Origin of the sequence: Shinella sp. BE166 (assembly GCF_051201095.1) — a bacterium.
Classification (GTDB): Bacteria; Pseudomonadota; Alphaproteobacteria; order Rhizobiales; family Rhizobiaceae; genus Shinella; species Shinella lacus.
Genome location: NZ_JBPEHL010000004.1, coordinates 225,853 through 250,173 on the forward strand (window position 1 = coordinate 225,853; position 24,321 = coordinate 250,173).

Annotated in this window: 21 protein-coding genes; 15 read left to right on the forward strand and 6 right to left on the reverse strand. The window is 64.0% G+C overall.

Features of this window, described 5'->3' with window-relative positions:
* Positions 1-17 precede the first annotated feature (17 nt).
* A complete protein-coding gene (pyk, locus tag J2Y63_RS11755; RefSeq protein WP_256120953.1) occupies positions 18-1,457 on the reverse strand; it encodes a pyruvate kinase in 1,440 nt (479 codons plus the stop codon).
* Complete coding sequence (locus J2Y63_RS11760; protein WP_413818683.1) at positions 1,457-1,933, reverse strand: DUF1036 domain-containing protein; 477 nt, start codon at positions 1,931-1,933, stop codon at positions 1,457-1,459. Before J2Y63_RS11760 ends, pyk begins: the two co-directional genes overlap by 1 nt.
* Before the next feature lie 297 nt (positions 1,934-2,230).
* On the opposite strand from J2Y63_RS11760, the gene J2Y63_RS11765 reads away from it, so the two are divergent.
* The 3 genes from J2Y63_RS11765 (at position 2,231) to J2Y63_RS11775 (ending at position 3,716) form a co-directional block, all read left to right on the forward strand.
* A complete protein-coding gene (locus tag J2Y63_RS11765) occupies positions 2,231-3,019 on the forward strand; it encodes an N-formylglutamate amidohydrolase (protein WP_435266209.1) in 789 nt (262 codons plus the stop codon).
* Between the two features lie 10 nt (positions 3,020-3,029).
* The gene (locus J2Y63_RS11770; RefSeq protein WP_256120951.1) at positions 3,030-3,335 is read left to right on the forward strand and encodes a DUF1244 domain-containing protein; all 306 of its coding nucleotides are present in this window, start codon (positions 3,030-3,032) and stop codon (positions 3,333-3,335) included.
* A 114-nt stretch (positions 3,336-3,449) separates the two neighbouring features.
* Positions 3,450-3,716 (forward strand): DUF2312 domain-containing protein, encoded by a 267-nt coding sequence (locus J2Y63_RS11775; protein WP_256120950.1) that lies wholly within the window; start codon positions 3,450-3,452, stop codon positions 3,714-3,716.
* A gap of 72 nt (positions 3,717-3,788) precedes the next feature.
* Here the strand turns inward: J2Y63_RS11775 and J2Y63_RS11780 are convergent, their stop codons facing one another.
* On the reverse strand, positions 3,789-5,573 hold the full coding sequence (locus J2Y63_RS11780) for a DUF882 domain-containing protein (RefSeq protein ID WP_435266560.1): 1,785 nt from the start codon (positions 5,571-5,573) through the stop codon (positions 3,789-3,791).
* Positions 5,574-5,769: 196 nt separating this feature from the next.
* Positions 5,770-7,302, reverse strand: a complete 1,533-nt coding sequence (locus tag J2Y63_RS11785; protein ID WP_256120949.1) for a sigma-54-dependent transcriptional regulator — start codon at positions 7,300-7,302, stop codon at positions 5,770-5,772.
* Between the two features lie 167 nt (positions 7,303-7,469).
* Here J2Y63_RS11785 and J2Y63_RS11790 point away from each other — a divergent pair, with 167 nt between their 5' ends.
* The 10 genes from J2Y63_RS11790 to J2Y63_RS11835 all read left to right on the forward strand — a co-directional run bounded on the left by J2Y63_RS11790 (position 7,470) and on the right by J2Y63_RS11835 (position 19,166).
* Positions 7,470-9,323 (forward strand): M3 family oligoendopeptidase, encoded by a 1,854-nt coding sequence (locus J2Y63_RS11790; RefSeq protein WP_435266210.1) that lies wholly within the window; start codon positions 7,470-7,472, stop codon positions 9,321-9,323.
* 18 nt (positions 9,324-9,341) lie between these two features.
* Entirely contained in the window at positions 9,342-10,499 is a 1,158-nt protein-coding gene (locus J2Y63_RS11795) for an aminodeoxychorismate synthase component I (RefSeq protein ID WP_435266211.1), read from the forward strand.
* Positions 10,484-11,116, forward strand: coding sequence for an aminotransferase class IV family protein (locus J2Y63_RS11800; protein WP_435266212.1), 633 nt, complete (start codon positions 10,484-10,486; stop codon positions 11,114-11,116). Before J2Y63_RS11795 ends, J2Y63_RS11800 begins: the two co-directional genes overlap by 16 nt.
* A complete protein-coding gene (locus J2Y63_RS11805; RefSeq protein WP_435266213.1) occupies positions 11,113-12,006 on the forward strand; it encodes a heme-dependent oxidative N-demethylase family protein in 894 nt (297 codons plus the stop codon). Before J2Y63_RS11800 ends, J2Y63_RS11805 begins: the two co-directional genes overlap by 4 nt.
* Before the next feature lie 131 nt (positions 12,007-12,137).
* A complete protein-coding gene (locus J2Y63_RS11810) occupies positions 12,138-13,589 on the forward strand; it encodes a homospermidine synthase (protein WP_256120946.1) in 1,452 nt (483 codons plus the stop codon).
* A 197-nt stretch (positions 13,590-13,786) separates the two neighbouring features.
* Positions 13,787-14,161, forward strand: coding sequence for an outer membrane lipoprotein Omp10 (gene omp10 / locus J2Y63_RS11815; RefSeq protein ID WP_256120945.1), 375 nt, complete (start codon positions 13,787-13,789; stop codon positions 14,159-14,161).
* Positions 14,162-14,368: 207 nt separating this feature from the next.
* Positions 14,369-16,336, forward strand: a complete 1,968-nt coding sequence (locus J2Y63_RS11820; RefSeq protein WP_435266214.1) for a 5'-nucleotidase C-terminal domain-containing protein — start codon at positions 14,369-14,371, stop codon at positions 16,334-16,336.
* Between the two features lie 137 nt (positions 16,337-16,473).
* On the forward strand, positions 16,474-17,505 hold the full coding sequence (gene hemH, locus J2Y63_RS11825; protein WP_435266215.1) for a ferrochelatase: 1,032 nt from the start codon (positions 16,474-16,476) through the stop codon (positions 17,503-17,505).
* A 177-nt stretch (positions 17,506-17,682) separates the two neighbouring features.
* Positions 17,683-18,705 (forward strand): SPFH domain-containing protein, encoded by a 1,023-nt coding sequence (locus tag J2Y63_RS11830; protein ID WP_435266561.1) that lies wholly within the window; start codon positions 17,683-17,685, stop codon positions 18,703-18,705.
* A gap of 2 nt (positions 18,706-18,707) precedes the next feature.
* Positions 18,708-19,166 carry an NfeD family protein gene (locus tag J2Y63_RS11835; RefSeq protein WP_256120941.1) on the forward strand — a complete coding sequence of 153 codons (459 nt, stop codon included), beginning with the start codon at positions 18,708-18,710 and terminating at the stop codon, positions 19,164-19,166.
* A 65-nt stretch (positions 19,167-19,231) separates the two neighbouring features.
* On the opposite strand, the gene J2Y63_RS11840 is transcribed toward J2Y63_RS11835, so the two are convergent.
* Entirely contained in the window at positions 19,232-20,227 is a 996-nt protein-coding gene (locus tag J2Y63_RS11840) for a KpsF/GutQ family sugar-phosphate isomerase (protein ID WP_435266216.1), read from the reverse strand.
* 164 nt (positions 20,228-20,391) lie between these two features.
* Here J2Y63_RS11840 and J2Y63_RS11845 point away from each other — a divergent pair, with 164 nt between their 5' ends.
* The gene (locus J2Y63_RS11845; protein ID WP_435266217.1) at positions 20,392-21,882 is read left to right on the forward strand and encodes an outer membrane beta-barrel protein; all 1,491 of its coding nucleotides are present in this window, start codon (positions 20,392-20,394) and stop codon (positions 21,880-21,882) included.
* Between the two features lie 4 nt (positions 21,883-21,886).
* Here J2Y63_RS11845 and galU read toward each other — a convergent pair whose 3' ends face one another.
* Positions 21,887-22,774, reverse strand: a complete 888-nt coding sequence (gene galU / locus J2Y63_RS11850; protein WP_256120938.1) for a UTP--glucose-1-phosphate uridylyltransferase GalU — start codon at positions 22,772-22,774, stop codon at positions 21,887-21,889.
* Positions 22,775-22,991: 217 nt separating this feature from the next.
* On the opposite strand from galU, the gene J2Y63_RS11855 reads away from it, so the two are divergent.
* A complete protein-coding gene (locus tag J2Y63_RS11855; protein WP_435266218.1) occupies positions 22,992-24,212 on the forward strand; it encodes a lytic murein transglycosylase in 1,221 nt (406 codons plus the stop codon).
* The last annotated feature ends 109 nt before the right edge of the window (positions 24,213-24,321 follow it).

The window sequence follows — 24,321 nt, forward strand, 5'->3', positions numbered from 1 at the left end:
AGACAGAAGAGCCCGGATCAGACGCCGCTGACGCCGTCCGCGCCGATATAGGCGATGCGCAGCATGTTGGTCGCGCCGGGCGTGCGCAGCGGCACGCCGGCCGAGATGATGATGCGGTCCCCCGGCTTGCCGAACTCTTCGGTCACGACGATGCGGCAGGCGCGGTTGACCATGTCGTCCAGGTCTTCCGCGTCACCCGTGACGACGCAGTGCAGGCCCCAGACGACCGAGAGGCGGCGCGCCGTCTCGATGACCGGCGACAGCGCTAGCACCGGCACTTCCGGCCGTTCGCGCGCGGCGCGCAGGCCCGTCGTGCCCGACGAGGTGTAACAGACGATGGCCGACAGCTTCAGCGTCTCGGCGATCTGGCGTGCAGCGAGCGAGATGGCGTCCGCACCGGTCGCTTCCGGCGTCGAGCGCTGGGCATAGATGATGCCCGGATAGTGCGGGTCTCGTTCGACCGTGCTGGCGATGGACGCCATGGTGGAGACGGCCTCGACCGGATAGGCGCCGGAGGCGGATTCGGCCGACAGCATGATGGCGTCGGCACCTTCGAAGACGGCGGTCGCGACGTCGGACACTTCGGCGCGCGTCGGCACCGGGGCGGAGATCATCGATTCCAGCATCTGCGTCGCAACGACGACCGGCTTGCCCTGGCGGCGGCAGGCGCGGATGAGCTGCTTCTGGATGCCCGGAACGGCTTCCAGCGGCATTTCCACGCCGAGGTCGCCGCGCGCCACCATGAGCGCGTCGGAAAGCTCGATGATCTCCTCGATGCGTTCGATCGCCTGCGGCTTTTCGATCTTCGACATGATGCCGACGCGGCCACGCGCGATCTTGCGCACTTCGGCCAGGTCCTCGGGACGCTGGACGAAGGAAAGGGCTACCCAGTCGACGCTGCCGGTCGCGAGCACCGCATCGAGGTCGACACGGTCCTTCTCGGTCAGCACGCCGACGGCGAGCAGCGTATCGGGCAGGCTGACGCCCTTGCGGTCGGAGATCTTGGTGCCGGAAACGACGGTGCAGACGATCGCCTTGCCGTCGGCGGATTCGGCGCGCAGATGCAGCTTGCCGTCGTCGATCAGCAGGCGGTCGCCGGCCTTGACCGATTCGAGGATTTCCGGATGCGGCAGGAAGACGCGTGCGTTGTCGCCGGGCACGTCCTTGTTGTCGAGCGTAAAGGTCTGGCCGGGCTTCAGTTCTTCCGAGCCGTTGGCAAACTTTCCGACGCGCAGCTTGGGACCCTGCAGGTCGGCGAGAATGCCGATCGGGCGCCCGCAACGGGCTTCGACGGCGCGGATGCGGCTGATCAGCGTGCGCATCACGTCATGGCTGGCATGGCTCATATTGATGCGGAACAGATCGGCTCCCGCCTCATGCAGCTTCTGGATCATCTGCTCGTCGGACGAAGCAGGTCCGAGCGTCGCGAGGATTTTGACTTTTCTGTTCCGTCTCATCAGTTCTGGCTTTCCTGGGTCCCTGGCGTATCTGAGAGCTGCACCATCCAGCTCCCCTGTCGGCCCGTGTCATATTCCTTGAAGCCCATGCGCTGGAAACCGCGAGCGAAGCAATCCTGCACACCGGTGATCTTGAACTCGTTTTCGGCAACGCACATGTTGACGTCGCCGGTCCAGCGGCCGCCGCGGGCGGCGTCTTCGGCATAGAGGTAATAGTAGCGCGACTGCAACTCGCCCTCGATCAGCGTGGCGCAGGTCGTGGCAGGAACCTGCCACCAGCCTTCGGTCATCCAGCCTTCCTTGGCGCGGTAACCGATGGCGACGCCGACAAGGTTCTGCGTGCCGTTGCAAACGCGGAAATCGGCCTTCGCCTCATCCGGCGCGGAAAGGGCGGCGAACCCCGTGAAAACGAAAAGGCCGGCCTGGAGAAGGCAGCGGGCTTTCGGGAAAAACGGGCGGTGGCTCTTGGCTCTCACGGCTTCCGATGCAACTCCGTTGATTTGAATATGCGCTTTCTTGCGACGGCGGGGCATGAATGTCAACGCAACACTACTGCGCCGCGCGTCATTCGATGACGCCCGGAGGACGCCGCCGAAATTTCAATCTGCCGCACAGCTTCCTGCATCGTTTTAGATACGGGAAGCTATGCGGCGGTCGATTACACTTTCACGACAACAAGGGTAATCATTCGGGCGACCGCGGGCGTCCAGCCTTGCGGGGCGCATCGCCCCGTGCGATCAGTCGGCATCGGCGGCGCACATTCGGCTGAAATCATGCAGGACCATCCCCCCTTCGAGATCATTGACGGCGATACCGGCCTCGGGCTGGTCATCCTGGCGGACCACGCCACGAACCTCCTTCCCGAACGCTACGGCCGCCTCGGCCTGCCCGACAGCGCCTTCCAGCGCCACATCGCCTATGACATCGGCGTCGAAGGCGTCGTGCGCGGCCTCAACACCCGGCTGAACGCACCGGTCGTCATGAGCCGCTTTTCACGCCTGCTGATCGACCCCAACCGCGGCGAGGACGACCCGACGCTGGTCATGCGGATTTCCGACGGCGCGATCGTTCCAGGCAACCACCCGATCACGCCCGAAGAATGGCAATACCGGCTGGAGGCCTTCCACCGCCCCTATCACGATGCCGTGTCCCGCACGATCGGCGCAGTGGCGGCGCGCACCGGCAAGGCCCCGCTCGTCATCTCCATGCATTCCTTCACGCCGGCCTGGAAGGGCGTCGCCCGGCCCTGGCAGGTGACCGTGCTGTGGGACACCGACCATCGCGCCGTGCGCCCGCTGCTCGCCGGGCTGGAGGCGCTGGGCGACGTCGTGGTGGGTGACAACGAGCCCTATGACGGGGCGCTGCGCGGCGACACCATGTTCCGCCATTGCATGAAACCCGGCATTGCGCATGCGCTGATCGAAATCCGCCAGGACGAGATCGGCAGCGAAACCGGCATCGCCAGCTGGGTGGAACGCCTCGCGCCCATCCTTGCCCGGTTGAATGCGGACCCGGCGCTACACACATACGAGATATTCCCCTCCCGCACCGGACCCTATTGAGGCCAAGACGATGACCGACCTGAGCAAGGACCAGCAGACCGAATTCGAGGCGGCCGCCTTCCGGCGCCTGCTGAAACACCTCAACGAGCGCAGCGACGTGCAGAACATCGACCTGATGAACCTCGCCGGCTTCTGCCGCAACTGCCTGTCGAACTGGTATCGCGAGGCGGCCAACGAGGCAGGCGTCGCCCTCGACAAGGAAGCGTCGCGCGAAATCGTCTACGGCATGCCTTACGAGGAATGGCGCGCGCTTCACCAGCGTGAGGCGAGCGACACGCAGAAGGCCGCCTTCGAGGTCAACCGCCCGAAGGAATGAGGCCACAGCCCCGACGAAAATGGGTGGGGACCGCGCGATAGGCCTTGATCTTGCCGAAAGTTCGCGGCAAGTCACGGCACCTTCGAATTTCAAAGTCTACCCAAGGAGATTATCATGTCGGATGCCCACGGCGTCGCCCGCGACCAGCTTCGCGCGTTCATCGAGCGGATCGAGCGCCTCGAGGAAGAAAAGAAAACCATCGCCGACGACATCAAGGACGTCTATGGCGAAGCCAAGGGCACCGGCTTCGACACCAAGATCCTGCGCAAGGTCATCCAGATCCGCAAGCAGGACAAGGACGAGCGCATGGAGCAGGAAGCGATCCTCGACACCTACCTCCAGGCCCTCGGCATGATCGCGGCACCCGCGGACGCCGAATAAGGTTTTTGAAAGCCAAAGAAAAAGCCCGCCGGATCGCTCCAGCGGGCTTTTTTGATGGGACTGTATCGCCGACTAGTTCTGGCTGCCCTCGAACTTGCGGACTTCCATGAAGTTCACCGCCGTGCCACTGAAGCGACCTGCATCAACCGACTTGCCCTCCGGCTGGAAGCCGGCCATGTAGACGGTCGTCGGTGCGGCGCGCAGCTTGCGGCTGACGAAACGCGGCGCCTTGACGGGCTTGGAGAGCGTCTCGACGCGGCTCTGGCTCAGCGCCCACTGCGAGATGATCTTCTGCGTCAGCTTCGGCTCGGTACGGATCGCGCCACGGCTCGCGGCATCGGCGTCCTTCTTCTTCGGACGGCCGCCCTTGGTCTGCGTTTCTTCCGCCGGCTTGCCGTCGAAGGCATCGAGGCCGGCCAGCGAACGCGTGCTGCCGCTATTGGTCGAGACGAGTGCCGCCATTTCGACCGGATTGCCGGAGAATTCATCCGCCGTCGGATCGGCAAGGGCTGCAAGGCCGGAACGATCCGCCGTTACCGGCAGCGCCACGTCGGCTTCGGCCGCGGCCATCAGCGCCGTTTGCGACTGGTCGAGCTCGGCGACCGGACGCAGGCCCGGCACCGGCACCATGGCCAGTTCCTCGGCGTCCTCGACAGTGGCTTCCGTGGCCGCTTCTGCGGTCAGGACCGTGCCCGGTTCCGCATCGCCAGCCTCGGTGCGTGCACCAAGCATGACGGGAAGCGGGATCTTGTAGGCGGCAAGGTCCTCGAATTCAGGCTTCTGTTCTTCCTCGACCGTGGCCGGCGTGGCCGCTTCGAGGGCAGCAACGGCGCCGCTCGTCGTCGGCGCTACGAGAGCGAGTTCGCTCGTCGTCTCGGCCGTCTTGAAGGCGGGGCGGCTGCCCGGAACGGGCGCGGTGAAGGCCACTTCCGTCTCGGCTTCCGTGACGACGGGCTTCTTCTCCTCGACAGCCTTGGCCGTCGCGCCGGCGGATGCGCCGCCTTCGTCGAGGGCCTCGCCGCTGGCGATTGCTTCGGGTTCTTCATCCTCGTCGCCGCCGCCGCCGAAGAGGGCAGCAAGGAAGCCGCCCTTGCGCTTGGACGCGGTCGGCGTCGAGCCGCCGCCGGCAACCTGGATTTCCTTGGCGCCGACACGGCGCTTGTAGTCTGCGACCGCCTGCTGGTAGCCGGGCAGCGGCTTGCCATCGGTCGGAACGTGCATGGTCTTGCCATCCGGGAAGATGCGCACCAGCTCCTGGCGGCTCATGCGCGGCCAGGCGCGCACGCTGCCGACGTCAAGATGCACGAAGGGCGAACCGGAGGTCGGATAGTAGCCGACGCCGCCGACCTGGAATTTCATGGCGGTGGCGCGCAGCGTCGCGAGCTTGACGCCCGGAATATAGAAGTCCATCGCCTTGCCGAGCATGTGCTGGCTCTTCTTGGCCACGCCCTTGGAGCGCGAGCGCAGCATGCCGTTCGTTGCCGGCGAGCGATAGGCGGAGACGACGTTGATGTAACCGGAGGCGCCGACCTTCTGGTAGACTTCCCAAACCAGGTCGAAGAGACGCGGGTCCATCTTCGTCGGTTCGTTGCGACGCCAGTCGCGCAGGAACTGGCTGAGCTGCTTCAGGCCGCGCGCATCATAACGCCCGTTGCGCTTGAAGGTGATCTCGGCCTTTTCCTTCGTATGGATGAAATAGAGCTTGAGCGTGCGATTGCCGCTCTCGGCCTGCACCGTCGCGGGAATGGCCGTGGGCAGGATGAGGGCAGCCGACAGGACAGCCGTGGTCAAAGCCTTGGGCAGCTTGTGCAACACTCTCTTGCAGAGGCTGCTCAGGGTGGCCCCTGGGCGCTTCATCGATGCGAACAAATTTGCCAACTCTTTCCCCGTCCGAAGGACAACGAACGTCCGTTATCCCAGATGACTGCCAATTGCGGTGAGAGCATGGCAAATCCGCCACACTCATCACCGCGCACCCGTTATAGTGAACAATCCACTAACAGGGAATAAACGGCAATCAAGAAATCTCAAGTGGCCGGGATTCCAAGGGTTTTTACGCAGCTTCTTTCAACGGATTGTCCGGGTCGATGCCATAGTCCTTCAGTTTGCGATAGAGAGTCGAGCGGCCAATGCCCAATTTTCGGGCAACTTGGCTCATCTGGCCATGATAAAACTTCAGGGCAAAGCGGATCAGTTCCTCTTCCACCTCGGCCAGTTTGCGCACATGGCCACCCTTGTCGACGCTGGAAATGGCGGTGTCGGCGCCGGCATCGGCGCTCACTGATTCGTTCGGCCGGAAGTCCGGGTAGACGCTCGGCAGGCGCGATTCCGACGCGGGCTCCGGCGTGCGGATGTTCGCCGCCTCCCAGGTCACGGCGCCATCTTCGGCAAGGCCATAACCCGGAACCTGTGCGGCGATCTGCGGGAAGTCCGCCGCATTCAGCTCCGCCCCTTCCGACAGCACGACGGCGCGGAAGATGGCGTTTTCGAGCTGGCGGATGTTGCCCGGCCAGTCATAGGCCGTCAGCAGCGCCATCGCACCGGCCGAGACGCCGAGCGGACGGGCAAGCTTTTGCTCGCCTGCAAAACGCTGCACGAAGGCGCGCACGAGAACCGGAATGTCCTCCTTGCGCCGGCGCAGCGCCGGAATAGTGATCGGGAAGACGTTGAGGCGGTAATAAAGGTCCTCGCGGAAACGGCCCTCGCGCACCTCGTTGATGAGGTCGCGGTTGGTCGCCGAGATGAGGCGGACATTGACCTTCTGCGGGAAGCGCGCGCCGATCGTCTCGATCTCGCCCTGCTGCACGGCGCGCAGCAGCTTCACCTGCACTTCGAGCGGCAGGTCGCCGATCTCGTCGAGGAACAGCGTGCCGCCATCGGCCTCCATGAACTTGCCGGTATGGCGCTCCGTGGCGCCGGTGAAGGCGCCCTTCTCATGGCCGAACAGGATGCTTTCAACCAGATTGTGCGGGATCGCGCCGCAGTTGACGGTGACGAAGGGCTTGTGCGCCCGCTCGCTCGCCGCCTGTATGGCACGCGCCACCATTTCCTTGCCGACGCCCGATTCGCCTTCCAGCACGACGGGAATGTTCGATTGCGCGGCGCGGCGGCCGAGCTCGATGACGCGCAGCATTTCCGGGCTTGCCGAAACGATGTCGTCGAAATGCACGGTTTCGCTGCGGTTGCGGCGCCCGCCGCGGCCGCGGCCCTCGCGCTGGTCCATCTTCAAGGCATTGCCGACCGCCGTATTGAGGCGCTCCGGCGAGACGGGTTTCACCACGAAATCGAAGGCGCCGGCCCGCATGGCCATGACGACGGTTTCGATGCCGCCCTGCCCGGTCTGCACGATCACGGGTATCGTGTTCTCCCGTTCCCCGAGCGCTTCGAGGAAGGCCGAGCCGTTCATTTCCGGCATCATCAGGTCGAGCAGGATCACATTGATCAGACCGCCCTTGCGATCGAGAAGATCGAGACCGGCGCGACCGTTTTCCGCCATATGGGCGACATGGCCGGAACGCTCGATCATGTTCTTCAAAAGCCTGCGCTGGACAGGATCATCGTCGATGACAAGAATATGGGCCGTCACTGGAACCTCCTTGCCTCGAGGCGTGCCTCATGCACGCCCAAGGGAACTGAACACCAGCGGACCTTGGCAGAAAGGGTTGAACATGCCGTTTTGAGAAAGGCTTGCATTTTAACCAACGCCGACGCAAGCAAGACAACCGATCCGACCACCTGGAAGAGAGAGTGAAGATGACCCGTAATGTCCCCGAAGCCCGCATCGTCTTCGCGCCGGCCGACGCCGCCGCTGCCGCCGAGCTGGGCGACCTTCCCGGCTGGAATCTGACCGATCTCTACCCCGCGCCGACCGCGCCGGAATTCCTGGCCGACATGAAGAAGGCCGAGGCGGATTCGCTTGCCTTCGAGGACCGCTGGAAGGGCAAGCTGGACGCCGCGACCGAGAAGACGGGCGACGAGGGCATCGGTGCCGCCGTGCGCGAATTCGAGGCGCTGGAAGACCTGCTCGGCCGCATCGTCTCCTTCGCCGGCCTCACCTATTTCACCAACACGACCGATCCCGCGAACGGCAAGTTCTACGGCGACGTCCAGTCGAAGCTGACCGATCTCGGCGCGCATCTCCTGTTTTTCTCGCTTGAACTCAACAGGATAGCGGACGAGCGCATCGACGCGGCGCTTAACAAGGATGCGCTTGCCGCACACTACCGTCCCTGGATCGAGGACCTGCGCAAGGACAAGCCCTACCAGCTCGACGACAAGACGGAGCAGCTTTTCCTCGAAAAATCGATGACGGGCGCGGCCGCCTGGAACCGCCTGTTCGACGAGACCATGGCCTCGCTGCGCTACGATATCGACGGCGAAGAGGTGCCGCTGGAGATCGCCCTCAACCAGCTCCAGTCGCCCGACGGCGAGGCCCGTCGCAAGGCGGCGCAGGCGCTCGCGGCGACCTTCAAGGAGAACATCCGCACCTTCACGCTGATCACCAACACGCTCGCGAAGGACAAGGAAATCTCCGACCGCTGGCGCGGCTTTTCCGACATCGCTGACAGCCGGCACCTGGCCAACCGCGTCGAGCCCGAGGTGGTCGCAGCGCTGGCCGCGGCCGTTCGCGAAGCCTATCCGCGCCTCTCCCACCGCTATTATGCGATGAAGGCGAAGTGGCTCGGAATGGAGCAGATGCAGTTCTGGGATCGCAATGCGCCGCTTCCTGAGACATCGAACGCGACGATCTCCTGGGACGAGGCGCGAGATACCGTGCTTTCCGCCTACAGCGCGTTTGCGCCGGAAATGGCCGATATCGCAAAACGCTTCTTCGATCATGGCTGGATCGATGCACCGGTGCGCCCCGGCAAGGCGCCGGGCGCCTTCGCGCACCCGACGGTGCCCTCCGCGCATCCCTACGTGCTCGTCAATTATATGGGCAAGCCGCGCGACGTGATGACGCTCGCCCATGAGCTCGGCCACGGCGTGCACCAGGTGCTGGCCGGCGGCCAGGGCGCGCTGATGGCGTCGACGCCGCTCACGCTTGCCGAAACCGCCTCCGTCTTCGGCGAGATGCTGACCTTCCGCAGCCTGCTCGACAAGACGAAGGACCAGCGCGAGCGCAAGGCCATGCTCGCCCAGAAGGTCGAGGACATGATCAACACGGTCGTGCGCCAGATCGCGTTTTACGAATTCGAGCGCAAGCTGCACACTGCCCGCAAGGAAGGCGAACTGACCTCCGACCAGATCGGCGAACTCTGGCTTTCGGTGCAGGAGGAAAGCCTCGGCCCGGCGATCCGTATTTCCGAGGGCTACGAGACCTATTGGGCCTATATCCCCCACTTCATCCACTCGCCCTTCTACGTCTATGCCTATGCCTTCGGCGATTGCCTGGTGAACTCGCTCTATGCGGTCTACCAGCAAGCGGACACCGGCTTCCAGGCGAAGTATTTCGACCTGCTGAAGGCCGGCGGCACCAAGCATCATTCGGAGCTGCTGAAGCCGTTCGGTCTCGATGCGAGCGATCCGTCGTTCTGGAGCAAGGGACTGTCGATGATCGAGGGGCTGATCGACGAGCTGGAAGCGCTTGATAAGGCCTCCTCTTAAAAGAAGCCGGATGCCCGCATGACCGACCGCGAACGCTATGTGCTCCTCAGGGACGACCGCGAGGACCGGACGGTGGTTTTCGCCGACCCGGTCGCGGTGGTCACCGTGCGCGAGCGCGCCGGCTTCGAGCCGGCCTTTGCGGCCCTGCAGGCGGCGCATGAAAAGGGCCTCTGGATCGCCGGCTTCATGAGCTATGAGGCCGGCCATCTCTTCGAGGCGAAGCTGGCGCCGCTCGCAGTGGAAAACCGTCCGACGCCCCTGATGAGCTTCGGCATTTTCGAAAAGCCGGCGGACGACCACCCGCTCACCAAGCCGCGCCAGCGCACCGAGAACGAGCCTTTCTTGACGGAGCCGAAAGCCGACTGGAATTTCGAGACCTACCGCGGCCGCTTCGATCGCCTGCACCAGCATCTGCGCCAGGGCGACTGTTACCAGGCGAACCTCACCATGCCGATCCGCGCCCGCTGGACCGGCGATCCGCTCGCCGCCTTCTGGTCGCTGATCGAGCGCCAGCCGGTGCGCTACGGCGCCTTCGTCTCGCTGGATGGGCCACAGCTTCTCTCCCGCTCGCCGGAACTCTTTTTCGACATTGATAAAGAGGGCTGGATCGAGACGCATCCGATGAAGGGCACGGCACCGCGCGGCGCCAATGCCGCCGAGGATGCGAGGATCATTGCCGAGATGCAGGCCGACCCGAAGTCGCAGGCGGAAAACCGCATGATTGTCGACCTCTTGCGCAACGACATCTCGCGCATCACCGAGGTCGGCACGCTTCATGTGCCAAAACTCTTCGCCGTGGAAACCTATCCGACTGTGCATCAGATGGTGAGCCATGTGCGGGCGAAGCTCACGCCCCGCACCTCGATCCGCGACATCTTCGCCGCCCTCTTCCCCTGCGGCTCGATCACCGGCGCGCCCAAAATGCGCGCCATGGAAATCCTGCACGACCTGGAGGATGGCCCGCGCGACGCCTATTGCGGCGCCATCGGCATGATCGCGCCCAACGGCACCATGCGTTTCAACGTCGCCATCCGCACCATCTCGCTCTTTCCGGATGGCCAAGCGGTCTTCAACGTCGGCGGCGGCATCGTCTTCGATTCCACCGCGGAGTCGGAATATGAGGAAGCGCTGCTCAAGGCGCGCTTTGCAGTGGGGGATCAATGGATATCTCGCTGATCGAGACCTTGCGGTGGGAGCCCGACGCGGGCTTCGTGCGGCTGGAGCGGCATCTGGCGCGACTTGCGGGGTCGGCGGCGGCGTTGGGCTTATCGGGAGCCGAAGGCGCGCAGGATGCGTTGATTGCTGCGCTACCCCCCTCTGCCCTGCCGGGCATCTCCCCGCTCCGCATCCGCCTCGAACTCTTCGCCGACGGCCGGATCGACGTGCAGACGGCACCCTTCACGCCGCTCGCACCCGACACAACCTGGCGCCTGAAAATCGCCACGACCCGCCTCGCCTCCGCCGACCCGCTGCTGCGCCACAAGACCTCTCGCCGCGCCGCCTATACCGCCGCTCGGGCCGAGTTCCCGACAACGGAAGCTGAGGAGGTTATTCTCCTCAACGAACGCGGCGAACTTTGCGAGGGCACGATCACGTCACTCTTCCTTGAAGAGGGCTCCAGCATCCTCAAGACGCCGCCACTTTCTTCCGGGCTGCTTGCCGGCGTGCTTCGGCAAGAACTGCTCGAAACCGGCAAGGCCGTGGAGCGGGCTCTGCGGCCGGAAGACCTCGCCCACGGCACCATCTTCGTCGGCAATTCGCTGCGCGGGCTCATCCGGGGCAGCCTCGCATGAAACAGCCGACCTACACGCCCTATGACGGCTCCGCCCGTCTCTTCACCATCGGCCTCGGCCCGCTCGACCCGGCGCGCTGGATCGAGCCGGACGGCGATCTCAAACGTTATCTCCGCGAAAAGGACCGGCTGATCGCTGGTCATCGCGGCACCGTCTTCGTCGAGGAAGAGGAGACACGCGCAGCGCAGCAGGAGGTTCTCGACCTTCTCACCGGCCACGTCACGCAGCAGCACCCCGCCCTTTACCGCCGCGAAGGATCGATGATCCGCATCGGCGAACGCGCCATTGCGCTCGACACCGACGAGGCACCGCTGATCACGGCCGGTGCCCTGGTGCAGGAAGATCTCGTCCTCATGCGCCGCGACGAGACCGGCTGGCGGCTCGTGGCCGGCTATGTCGCCTTCCCCTCCTCCTGGACGCTCACGGAAAAATTCGGGCGCCGCATGGAGGATATTCACGCCCCCGTGCCGGATTTCGGCGACGGCACGCGCAATGCCACGCTGATCAACCGCATGTTCGACAATCTCAAGGTCGAGCAGCCGGTCTTCCGCTTCAACTGGTCGATCAATCCCGATGCCGACCTGCACTATCCGGCCTCCAAGGCGCACGGCGCCCTGCCGGAAGGGCATACGCTGTCGCTCGAAACCACCTTCGCGCGGGTCGAGCGCCAGACGTTGCGCAAGCTGCCGGCCTCCGGCGATATCCTCTTCACGATCCGCATCTACAATGATCCGCTCGCCGCGGTGCGTACGCTGCCGGATGCCGCCAAGGTCGCGGCGGTCTTCGCCGATCAGCTCGAAGCGCTGAGCCTGCCGCAGGCCGAATACAAGGGGCTTATCGCGAAAAGGGCGACGCTTGCGGCGCAATTGCGGGCGGTTGCGGCCGGTTAAGAATATCACCGCAGAAATCCGTGGCCGCTCTTTATTGTGACAGAAATCTGTGCTCTAGCGCTGCGATACTATGCTATGGGGCCCTCAGAGGCCCTGTTTTTGCGAAAAGCGGCCGTCCGCAGGAGAACCAAATGGCAGACAGCACCTATCCGGTTTATGGCGAAATCACCGGTCCGATCGTGATGATCGGTTTCGGCTCCATCGGGCGCGGCACGCTGCCGCTCATCGAGCGCCATTTCAAATATGACCGGAACCGGCTGATCGTCATCGAGCCGCGCGAAGACGCCGCTGATGCCGAGATCTACGCCCGCCACGGCGTGCGTCACATCAAGGCGCATATCACCAAGGAAAACTACAAGGACCTGCTGAAGCCGCTCCTCAAGGAAGGCGGCGGCCAGGCGTTTTGCGTCAACCTCTCGGTCGACACCGGCTCGCTCGACCTGATCAAGCTCTGCCGCAAGCTCGACGCACTCTATATCGATACGGTCATCGAGCCCTGGCTCGGCTTCTACTTCGACAAGAGCATGAAGAATGCCGACCGCACGAACTACGCGCTGCGCGAGACGCTGCGCCACGAGAAGGACAAGAACCCGGGCGGCACGACGGCCGTTTCCACCTGCGGCGCAAACCCGGGCATGGTCTCCTGGTTCGTCAAGCAGGCGCTGGTCAACCTCGCCAAGGATCTCGAATTGAAGTTCGAAGAGCCGGCGCAGGACGACCGCGAAGGCTGGGCGAAGCTCATGAAGAAGGTCGGCGTCAAGGGCGTGCACATCGCCGAGCGCGACACCCAGCGCACCAAGAACCCGAAGCCGTTCAACACCTTCTGGAACACCTGGTCGGTCGAGGGCTTCATCTCGGAAGGCCTGCAGCCGGCCGAACTCGGCTGGGGCACCCATGAAGAATGGATGCCGAAGAACGCCAAGAAGCACAAGAAGGGCTGCAAGGCCGCGATCTACCTGGAACAGCCCGGCGCCAACACCCGCGTGCGCTCCTGGTGCCCGACGCCCGGCCCGCAATACGGCTTCCTCGTCACCCACAACGAGTCGATCTCGATTGCCGACTACTACACGGTGCGCGATAAGGACGGCGACGTCTCCTACCGCCCGACCTGCCACTACGCCTACCATCCGGCCAACGACGCCGTGCTCTCGCTGCACGAAATGTTCGGCAATGGCGGCAACCAGCAGCCGGTGCTGCATGTGCTTGACGAAAACGAGCTGGTCGACGGCATCGACGAACTCGGCGTGCTGCTCTACGGCCACGACAAGAACGCCTACTGGTACGGTTCGCGCCTGTCGCTGGAGGAAACCCGCCGCATCGCCCCCTACCAGAACGCAACCGGCCTGCAGGTGACCTCCGCCGTGCTCGCCGGCATGGTCTGGGCGCTGGAAAACCCGAAGGCCGGCATCGTGGAAGCCGACGAGGTCGACTACAAGCGCTGCCTCGAAGTGCAGACGCCGTATCTCGGCCCGGTCGAAGGCCACTACACCGACTGGACCCCGCTCGACGGCCGCCCGGGCCTCTTCCCGGAAGACCTCGACACAAAGGATCCGTGGCAGTTCAAGAACATCCTGGTTCGCTAAAGCGGCCTGACAAATCGAATGCCGGACGCCCGCGGCCAAGCCGCGGGCGTCTTCGTTTCGATGAGGCTTTCGGCGGGGCTTTCAATGGGATAATGCCGGTTCGCCGGGCGGCCCGTCTTGCTTTCGACGTCTCTTCGCGGCATGGTCTGGCGAATTGGACGGGTGGTTCGCGCCACCGTGACCTTGGGAGACTGTAGATGAAGCCGATCACCGCCCTCAGCCTGCTGGCCGCCTCTGTCGCGCTCGCCTCCTGCCAGAGCGACCGCGCCCCCCGGGATTTGCCTCCCATCCGCCAGCAGCAGCAGACCGGCGTCGAGGGCGCCTGGGTCGATCCGAACGGCATCGTCTCCACCTTTGCGGCCGGCACGTTCTCGACGCGCACGACCGACACGAACCAGCTCCTGGCATCCGGCACCTACATCAACACCTCGCCGACGCTGGTCGAGATCAACATGACCTCGCTGGTGCGCAACACCCAGTCCAAGGTCAATTGCGCGCTGGTCAGCCAGGCGCAGCTGAACTGCACCACGGCCGAAGGCGCGCAGTTCTCGCTCGCCCGCCGCGCGGTCTGAGCGACGGCACATCGAGAAGAGAGGGCCGCGAGGCCCTTTTTTCGTTTCAGCGCATAAACATGCGATCGTTTCGGCGTCGTGTCTTTTCTCTTGAAGTTGCCGACAAGCGGTGAAAACATCCGCCGGCCGGCTGTCATGTTTCCGGCCTATCGTGCAGCGGACAGCCTCTCCCGCGCCACGCCGCGGGCAAACAAGGAGAACAGGACCATGACGATTTTCCGATCCGGCCTATTGGCCGCCTCCCTTATCGCGCTCTCCAGCGGCTCCGCACTTGCGGATTACGAGCTGAACATCCTGCACATCAACGACCTGCATTCGCGCATCGAGGCGATCAACAAGTTCGATTCGACCTGCTCGGCCGAGGAAGAAGGCAAGGGCGAATGCTTCGGCGGCGTCGCGCGCCTCAAGGCTGCGATCGATGCCCAGCGCCAGGCCCAGGCCGGCAAGAACCTGCTGCTGCTGAATGCCGGCGACAATTTCCAGGGCTCGCTGTTCTACACGACCTACAAGGGTGCGGTGGAAGCGGAGTTCCTGAACCTGATGAAGTTCGACGCCATGACCGTCGGCAACCATGAATTCGACGACAGCGAGGATGGCCTTGCGACCTTCCTCGACAAGGTGCAGTTCCCGGTCGTGACAGCCAACGTCGCCGCCAGCGCCAGCTCGAAGATCGGCGACCGCATCAAGCCCTTCATCGTGCTCGAACAGGGCGGCCAGAAGATCGGCATCGTCGGCGCGGTTGCCAACGATACGGCGGAACTCTCCTCGCCCGGCCCGAACGTGCTGATCGGCGATGACGTCGCCGACATCACGGCCGCGATCGGCGAATTGAAGAAGCAGGGCGTCAACAAGATCATCGCGCTCACCCATGTCGGCTATCCGCGCGACCTCGCGGCGATCGCGAAAATCCCGGACGTCGACGTTGTGGTCGGCGGCCACACCAACACCTTCCTGTCGAACACCTCGGACAAGGCGGAAGGTCCCTACCCGACGCTGGTCGACAATCCCGGTGGCTACAAGGTGCCCGTCGTGCAGGCCGGCGCCTATTCAAAATATCTCGGCAATCTGAAGGTCGTGTTCGACGACGCCGGCGTGGTGAAGGCAAGCTCCGGCGAGCCGATCCTGATCGACAATTCGATCAAGCCGGATGAGGCCGTTCTCGCCCGCATCAAGGAGCTCGGCGGCCCGATCGAGGAGCTGAAGAACAAGATTGTCGCCGAAAGTGCAGCGCCCATCGACGGCTCGCGCGAAGTGTGCCGCGCGGCCGAATGCGCCATGGGCAACCTGGTGACGGACGCCATCCTCGACCGCACCAAGGGCCAGGGCACGACGATCGCCATTACCAACGGCGGGGGCCTGCGCGCCTCGATCGACGGCGGCCCGGTCTCGATGGGCGAAGTGCTTTCGGTCCTGCCGTTCCAGAACACCGTCGCGACCTTCCAGCTCAAGGGCTCGGACCTCGTCGCCGCCCTCGAAAACGGCCTCAGCCAGATCGAGGAAGGTGCCGGCCGTTTCCCGCAGGTCTCCGGCATGAAATATTCCTTCGACAAGTCGAAGCCGGCCGGTAGCCGCGTGGTCTCCGTCGAGGTCAAGGAGGGCGACGCCTTCGTGCCGCTCGATCCGGCCAAGACCTACAACGTGGTCTCCAACAATTACATGCGCTCCGGTGGCGACGGCTATACCGTCTTCGCCAAGTCCGGCATGAACGCCTATGACTTCGGCCCGAACCTCGAACTGGTGGTCGCCGACTATCTTTCGGCCCACCGCCCCTACCAGCCCTTTACGGATGGCCGCATCACCGACGTAGCAGCTGCCACCGTCGTGGAAAGCCCGACGACCACCGCCGAGACCGCAACCAGCACCGAGACCGCGCCGGCAACGGGCGAAACGGCAACCTCCACGGATACGGCCGCCAAGTCCGTCGATAGCGCTGCAACGCCGACGACGGGTGAAGCCGCAACCGGTTCCGAAGCCACCACCACGGCGACGGAAACCGCGGCAAACACCACGACGGCCGGCGGCAAACATGTCATCGCGCGCGGCGATACGCTGTGGGATCTCGCCAAGGCTGCCTATGGCGACGGCACGCTGTGGCGCCGGATCGCGGAAGCCAACGGCAATCCGCGGCCGCGTGCCCTGCATGTCGGCACGGAACTGTCGATCCCGGCCAAATAAGGACAATTTGTCTCCACTTTTTCTGCCGGCCCGGGCTTTCCCGGGCCGGCATTTCTTTTTAGAACGATTCTGAACCAACCCGGCTCCGCCCGCGTAAACGGGCGATGACCGAAAACCCGCACGTACAGGACCGCATCATGCCGCACCCAGCCGCCACGCCCGCCAGCCATCCGCCCGTCAAAAACGGCAAGGTCGGCGTGCTGCTCGTCAATCTGGGCACGCCTGACGGCACGGACTACACCTCCATGCGCCGCTACCTGAAGGAGTTCCTGATGGACCGGCGGGTGATCGAATGGTCGCGTTTCGCCTGGTATCCGATCCTCTTCGGCATCGTGCTCAACACCCGCCCCGGCAAGGTCGGCAAGGCTTATGAGACGATCTGGAACAAGGAGAAGAACGAGAGCTACCTGCGCACCTATACGCGCAGCCAGGCCGAGCTGATGGCAAAATCCTTCGCCGATCAGACCGAGGTCGTCATCGACTGGGCCATGCGCTACGGCCAGCCGTCCATCGCGTCGCGCATGGATTACCTGCAAAAGCAGGGCTGCGACCGCATCCTCGTCTTCCCGCTCTATCCGCAATATGCGGCGGCAACCACCGCGACGGTCAACGACAAGGCCTTCGAGACGCTGCTCAAGCTGCGCTGGCAGCCCGCACTGCGCACGGTGCCGCCCTATCACGACGACCCGGCCTATATCGATGCGCTGGCCGTCTCGATCGAGAAGCACCTCGCGACGCTCGACTGGGAGCCGGAGAAGGTGCTGACCTCCTTCCACGGCATTCCGAAGAGCTATTTCGAAAAGGGCGACCCCTATTATTGCCAGTGCCAGAAGACCGCCCGCCTGCTGCGCGAGCGTCTCGGCTGGTCGGAAGACAAGCTGATGATCACCTTCCAGTCCCGCTTCGGGCCGGAGGAATGGCTGCAGCCCTACACCGACAAGACGGTGGAAAAGCTGGCGCAGGAGGGTGTTAAGCGCATCGCCGTCATCAATCCCGGCTTCGTCTCCGATTGCCTGGAAACGCTGGAAGAGATCGCCGAGCAGGCGGCCGAAAGCTTCCACCACAATGGCGGCGAGAAATTCACCCACATCCCCTGTCTCAACGATTCCCCCGAAGGCATGGCCGTGCTGGAGAAGGTCGTGCGGCGCGAACTCGCCGGCTGGATCTGAGCACCGATAAATCTTCCACCCGTCCAAATAGACTGGCGCCGCGGCGCGTATTCCTTAAAGTGGCGCCGCGCGGCCTGCAAAGCGCGCGCGTGCTTTGGATTATTGAATTTACGCATGTCGTTCCCGCGAAACTGCTGAACACGGTGCGCGACATACTTTGGGGAGAACACCATGGATTTGGCAGGATTGGATATCGTTGTCATCGCCCTCGTGGTCCTGGTCATCCTGATCCTGTTTGCCGGGATCAAGACGATCCCGCAGGGCTACCAGTACACGGTGGAACGCTTCGGCCGCTATACGCGCACCCTGGAGCCCGGCCTCAACCTCATCATCCCCTTCATCGACCGCATCGGCGCGAAGATGAACGTGATGGAGCAGGTGCTCGACATCCCGACGCAGGAGGTCATCACCCGCGACAATGCGAGCGTTTCGGCCGATGGCGTCGCCTTCTACCAGATCCTCAATCCCGCCCAGGCCGCCTATCAGGTCGCCAATCTGCAAAACGCCATCCTCAACCTCACCATGACCAACATCCGCTCCGTCATGGGTTCGATGGACCTGGACGAGCTGCTCTCCAACCGCGACGTGATCAACGACAAGCTGCTGCGCGTCGTCGACGAGGCGGCCAATCCCTGGGGCATCAAGATCACCCGCGTCGAGATCAAGGACATCGCGCCGCCGAAGGACCTCGTCGATTCAATGGGTCGGCAGATGAAGGCCGAGCGGGAAAAGCGCGCCCAGGTTCTGGAAGCCGAAGGTGCCCGCAACGCGCAGATCCTGCGTGCCGAGGGTGCGAAACAGTCCGCGATCCTCGAAGCCGAGGGCCAGCGCGAAGCCGCCTTCCGCGACGCCGAAGCCCGCGAGCGCCTGGCGGAAGCCGAAGCCAAGGCGACGAAGGTGGTGTCGGAGGCGATCGCCGCCGGCAGCGTGCAGGCGATCAACTACTTCGTCGCCCAGAAATACACAGAAGCCATGGCCGCCATCGGCAAGGCGCCGAACTCCAAGATCGTGCTGATGCCGATGGAGGCCTCCGCGCTTGTCGGCTCGCTCGGCGGCATCGGCGCCATCGCCCGCGAAGTGTTCGGCGACGGCGGCCCGGCCCAGGGTGCGGTCACCCCGCGCACGCGCCAAACGACGACCACCACGGCCTCGACGCCCGCCTTCCGCAACCCGTTCGACCCGACGTCGCAGGGAGGCTGAGCATGATCGAGCGCGTCGTCACGGAACTGGGCCCCTGGGCCTGGTGGGTGCTGGGCATCGTTCTGCTGATTCTCGAAGTGCTGATGCCCGGCGTCTTCCTCGTCTGGATCGGCATTGCGGCCATCATCACCGGCGCCCTCTCGCTCGCCCTGTGGGAAACCGCGTTCTGGACATGGCACGCGCAATGGCTGGTCTTTGCGGTGCTGTCGCTCATCGCGGCGATCATCGGCCGGCGCATCGTCAGCAGCCGCGGGCAGACCTCCGACCAGCCGCATCTCAACCAGCGCGGCCAGAGCCTCATCGGCCGCACGGCGACGCTGGAACAGCCGATCGCGGAAGGCCGCGGCCGCATTCGTCTCGATGATACGATGTGGAACGTGCAGGGGCCGGACCTGCCGGTCGGCACCCGCGTGCGCGTCACGACCAGCAGCGGCAGCAATCTGACGGTCGAAGCCATCTAGTCAAACAAAACCCCCGCATTTCCAGGAAATGCGGGGGTTTTGGCTTGTACCTGTGGACGCACAGATCAGGCGACGCCGATCCTGAGCAGATCGTGGAAATGCACGACGCCGACGGGGCGGAAGGTCTCGTCGGTGACGATCAGCGCGGAAATATTGTACTGGTTGAGCAGGCCGAGTGCCGCTGTCGCGAGCGTCGTCGGCTTCACGGTCTTCGGCGCGCGCGTCATGATCTCGTTGACGCTGAGTTCGGCGAGGTTGCGCGAAAGATTGCGCGCGATATCGCCGTCCGTGACGATGCCGACGAGGATGCCCTCGTCATTGATGACGCCGACGCAGCCGTAACGCTTCTGCGAGAGCAGCAGCACGGCGTCCGGCATCGAGGTGCCAAGCGCCACGAGCGGCATGTTCTCGCCGCTGTGCATGATATCGCCGACATGGGAGAGGCTCGCGCCGAGTTTGCCGCCGGGATGGAAGGTCTTGAAATCGGTCGCGGTGAAGCCGCGCGCTTCGAGCAGGGCCACGGCGAGCGCATCGCCAAGGGCGAGCTGCATCAGCGTCGAAGTGGTCGGTGCCAGGCCGTGCGGGCAGGCTTCCTGCTCCTTCGGCAGCAGCAGCACTGTATCCGCCTCGCGGGCAAGTGCCGAGCGTTCGCCGGAGGTGATGGCGATCAGCGGGATCGAGAAGCGGCGGGAATAGGAGACGATGCCCTGCAATTCGGCGGTTTCGCCGCTCCAGGACATGGCAAGGATGACGTCGTCGCGGGCGATCATGCCGAGATCGCCATGGGTCGCCTCGACGGGATGCACGAAGAAGGACGGCGTGCCGGTGGAGGCGAGCGTCGCGGCGATCTTCACGCCGATATGGCCGGACTTGCCGACGCCGGTGACGATAACGCGGCCGCTGATGTCGCCGATGAGGCGCACGGCCTCGCAGAACGCGTCGTAGAGCCGTCCTTCGAGGGCCGCCGAGAGAGCGCTGAGACCAGCTTTTTCCGTTTCAACGGTGCGGAGTGCGGAGGCGATAGCGCCGTCGCTGTCAACTTGTGCCTGTCTTTTGATCATGCGCCTCGTTAGCGCTTTTGTAAGAAACTGTCCATGCACGAATGACAGCAGATTGTTACGGCGAGTGATTCCGCCCGAAAGCAACCAAGCGTTAACCACAACGGTTTACGTTCGCTTAGGAAATTGAAAGAATCGCAGGCCCAATCATGCCAGAGGCAAACGGAATGGATCGCGGGGCACCTTCGCCCCGCCTGTCACGGCGTCTGGCCGGGCTGCTGCTCGCCGGCACCATGCTTGCCGCCATTCCTGCCCTTGCCCAGCAGCAAGTGCCTGCCGAAACGACGACGTTCCAGCAGCCGCTCAATCCCCTCGTCGACGATCCGGATGCCGATCCCGATGCGGACCCGGCCGATGCGGCGACGACAGCCACCACGACAACGACGACCCAGCCCGCTTTGACCGACGACCAGGCCGGCGCACTGGCCGAGGCCGCGGACGAGACCGGCGCCATCCGGCGCACCGCCCGCGAAGGCGAACGCCTGAACGCGCGCGAAGGCAATGTTGACAATGTGACGAGCGAATTCGGCGATCCCTATGAACCGACCGGCATCCGCCTCGGCGCCTTCGTACTGAAGCCCTCGCTGTCGCAGGGCATCGGCTACGAGAAGACCAAGACGGGCTCCTCCTCTGAGAGCCGCAGCTTCTCCGAAACCGGCTTCCGCGGCTCGCTCGTCTCTGACTGGTCACGCCACCAGCTCTCGATCGTCGCCGACGGCGTCTATCAGCGCAATCTCAGCGGCAGCGGCGAGACCGAACCGGAATTCAACATCAACAGCGACTTGCGGCTCGACCTCAGCAACGACACGATCGCCAACCTGACGGCCGGCTATAGCTTCGAGCGCGAAAACTCCAGCGATCCCAACGCCATCGACGGCGCCAGTGTGCAGTCCGGCGTGCACAATTTCACGGCCGGTGCGCGTGTGACCCGCGATTTCGGCGTGATCCGCGGCACGATCGCCACCGATATCGAACGCGAAATCTACGGCTCGGCCAAGCTCGCAAACGGCGACAAGCTCAGCCTTTCCGACCGCAACTTCACGGAAGGCACGATCACCGGACGCGTCGGCTTCGAAGTTTCGCCGGCGCTGATCCCCTATCTCGAAGCCTCCGTCGGCCGCTCGATCTACGATCACAAACGCGATTCGCTGGGCTACGAGCGCTCCGCCGCCACACTTGGCGCGCGCGCGGGCGTGGAAGTGGATCTCGGCGAAAAGCTGCGCGGCGAACTCGGCATCGGCTACCAGCGCTCCGCCTTCGACGACAACCGCCTCAAGGCCATCGAGGCGGTGGCGATCGACGGCTCGATCTTCTGGTCGCCACAGCGCGGCACGGACCTGAGACTCGGCCTCAGCACGGAAATCGAACCCTCGACCAGCGCCGGCCAGAGCGGCTACGTCGCATATGAAACGACGGCGGAGCTGACGCACGAACTGCGCGAAAACCTCGTGGCGCGGCTGAGCGGCGCCTATACCTGGCGCAACTTCCCCTCTTCCGGCAGCTCCGACCAGAACGTCTATCTCGTCGGCACGGGGCTCACCTGGGACCTCAACCGCTGGCTGGCGCTCACGGGAGACGTCTCCTACGAGCTGACGACCCAGTCCGGCCCCGACACCGGCATTACGCGTGCCGGCATCGGTCTCGTGCTTCGGCGCTAAAACCTTATTTCAGCTTGGCGACGAGTTCCCGCAGCGGCCCCTCGACGGAGGGACGAATGTCCGCACGGGCGAGCGCGAAAGCGATGTTCGCCAGGATGAAACCGTCCTTCGCGCCGCAGTCGTAGGTTTCCCCGCGGAAGTGATAGGCAGCAAACTTCTGGTTGCCGGCAAGCTTCACCATGGCGTCGGTGAGCTGGATCTCGTTGCCGGCGCCGCGCTCCTGCGTGGAGAGGATCGGGAATATTTCCGGCTGGAGGATATAGCGGCCGTTGATGAAGAAATTGGAGGGCGCGGTGCCCTGCGGCGGCTTCTCGACCATCTTGGTAATGGCGAAGCCGTCGCCGATCGTCTCGCCGACGCCGACGATGCCGTATTTGTGGGCCTGGTCCGGCGCGCATTCCTCGACGGCGATGATGTTGGCGCCGCTATGCTCGAAGAGCTCGACCATGCCCTTCAGGCAGCCCTTCTCGCCCTTCATGATCATGTCGGGCAGCAGCAGCGCGAAAGGCTCGTTGCCGACGAGCTCGCGGGCGCACCAGACGGCGTGGCCGAGACCGAGCGGCTCCTGCTGGCGGGTGAAGCTCGTGGAGCCCGCGACCGGCAGGATGCTTTCGAGCAGCGTCAGCTCGGCGGTCTTGTTGCGCTGGCGCAGCGTCTGTTCCAGCTCGACCTGGATGTCGAAATAGTCCTCGATGACGGCCTTTGAGCGGCCGGTCACGAAGATCAGGTGCTCGATGCCGGCATCCAGCGCCTCGTCGACCACGTATTGGATCACCGGCTTGTCTACGACGGTCAGCATCTCCTTCGGCACGGCTTTCGTTGCCGGAAGGAAGCGGGTGCCGAGGCCCGCCACTGGAAACACTGCTTTGCGAACCTTACGTGTCTGAGACATTAATCACCTCGTTGAGCCCCTGCCCTCATGGCCAGGACATATCTGTGCCGAAATAGAGTCAAATTGCTATTTTTTTGCAAAGCACGACTTTTTTAGGAAAGAAGACGGGGGAAAAATTTGATGGTAAAGAATTTGTTGACTTCGTTTTTATAAGTTTTGCGAACAGCCGATGGTTCCCTGCCATCGAACCGAAATTTGAAAACGGACATGATAGCCGATGACACAGAATCTGAAGACCGTTCTGCGCCGATCCGCGCTCACCTTCCTGCTCACGGCCGGGCTTTTCGCCCAGGCCACCGCCGCCCATGCGGATGCACGCTTCCAGAAGTGGATCGCCGACTTCTACGCGACGGCATCCGAAGCCGGCATCAGCAAATCGACCTACCAGAAGGCGTTTTCCGGCGTCAAGACACCGGACCCGGCCGTCCTCGAAAAGGCCGCCTACCAGCCGGAATTCAAGCACAAGATCTGGGACTATCTCGATTCGCGCGTCAATCCCTACACGGTGCGCGTCGGCCAGGAGATGGCGGCGAAACACGGCCGCACGCTGGCCGCCCTCGAACGCCATTTCGGCGTCGACCGTAACATCCTGCTCGCCATCTGGTCGATGGAATCGAACTACGGCGCGGTGCTCGAAAAGGATGACCGGCTGCATTACGTGCCGCGCGCCTTGGCGACGCTCGCCTATGCCGACAAGAAGCGCGCGAAATTTGCACGCACGCAGTTGATCGCGGCGCTGAAGATCATCCAGCGCGGCGACATCGCCGCCGCCGACATGACCGGCTCCTGGGCCGGCGCGATGGGCCACACCCAGTTCATCCCGACGAGCTACCTGATCTATGCCGTCGATGCCGATGGCAACGGCCACCGCGACATCTGGAATTCGGTGCCGGACGCGCTGGCGACCGCCGCGAACCTGCTTGCCAAGAACGGCTGGCAGGCCGGCAAGACCTGGGGTTACGAGATCGTCGTGCCGACCGGCGGCAGCAAATATTCCGGCCAGACGGAGACGCTCGCCCAATGGGCGAAGCTCGGCTTCACGCGCCCGAACGGCTCCGGTTTCAAGAACGGCGCGGACCGCGCCGAGCTGAAGCTGCCGGCAAATGGCGGGCCGGGCTTCCTGATGACCAAGAACTTCTTCGTCATCAAGCGCTACAACGCATCCGACTCCTACGCGATGGGCGTCGGCATGCTGGCCGACCAGCTTGCCGGTTATAGCGGCGTCAAGCAGCGCTGGCCGCGCCCGGAGGGCACGCTCGACATCACGGAGAAATTCGAGTTGCAGACGCGCCTGAAGGAACTCGGCTACTACGAGGGCGAGGTCGACGGCAACTTCGGTTCCGGCTCCAAGGCCGCGATCCAGGCCTTCCAGAACCGCATGGGCCTCTCCGCCGATGGCGAGCCAAGCCTGCAAGTGCTGAAGGCGCTGCGCCGCTAACGGCCGACTTGGACGACATCAGGGGCGCTTCGGCGCCCCTTTTTGTTGCCGGGCGCTTCCGCTTGCGCACTTCATTTGCCATCATGCCGCCACCGATATCCCGCAGGAT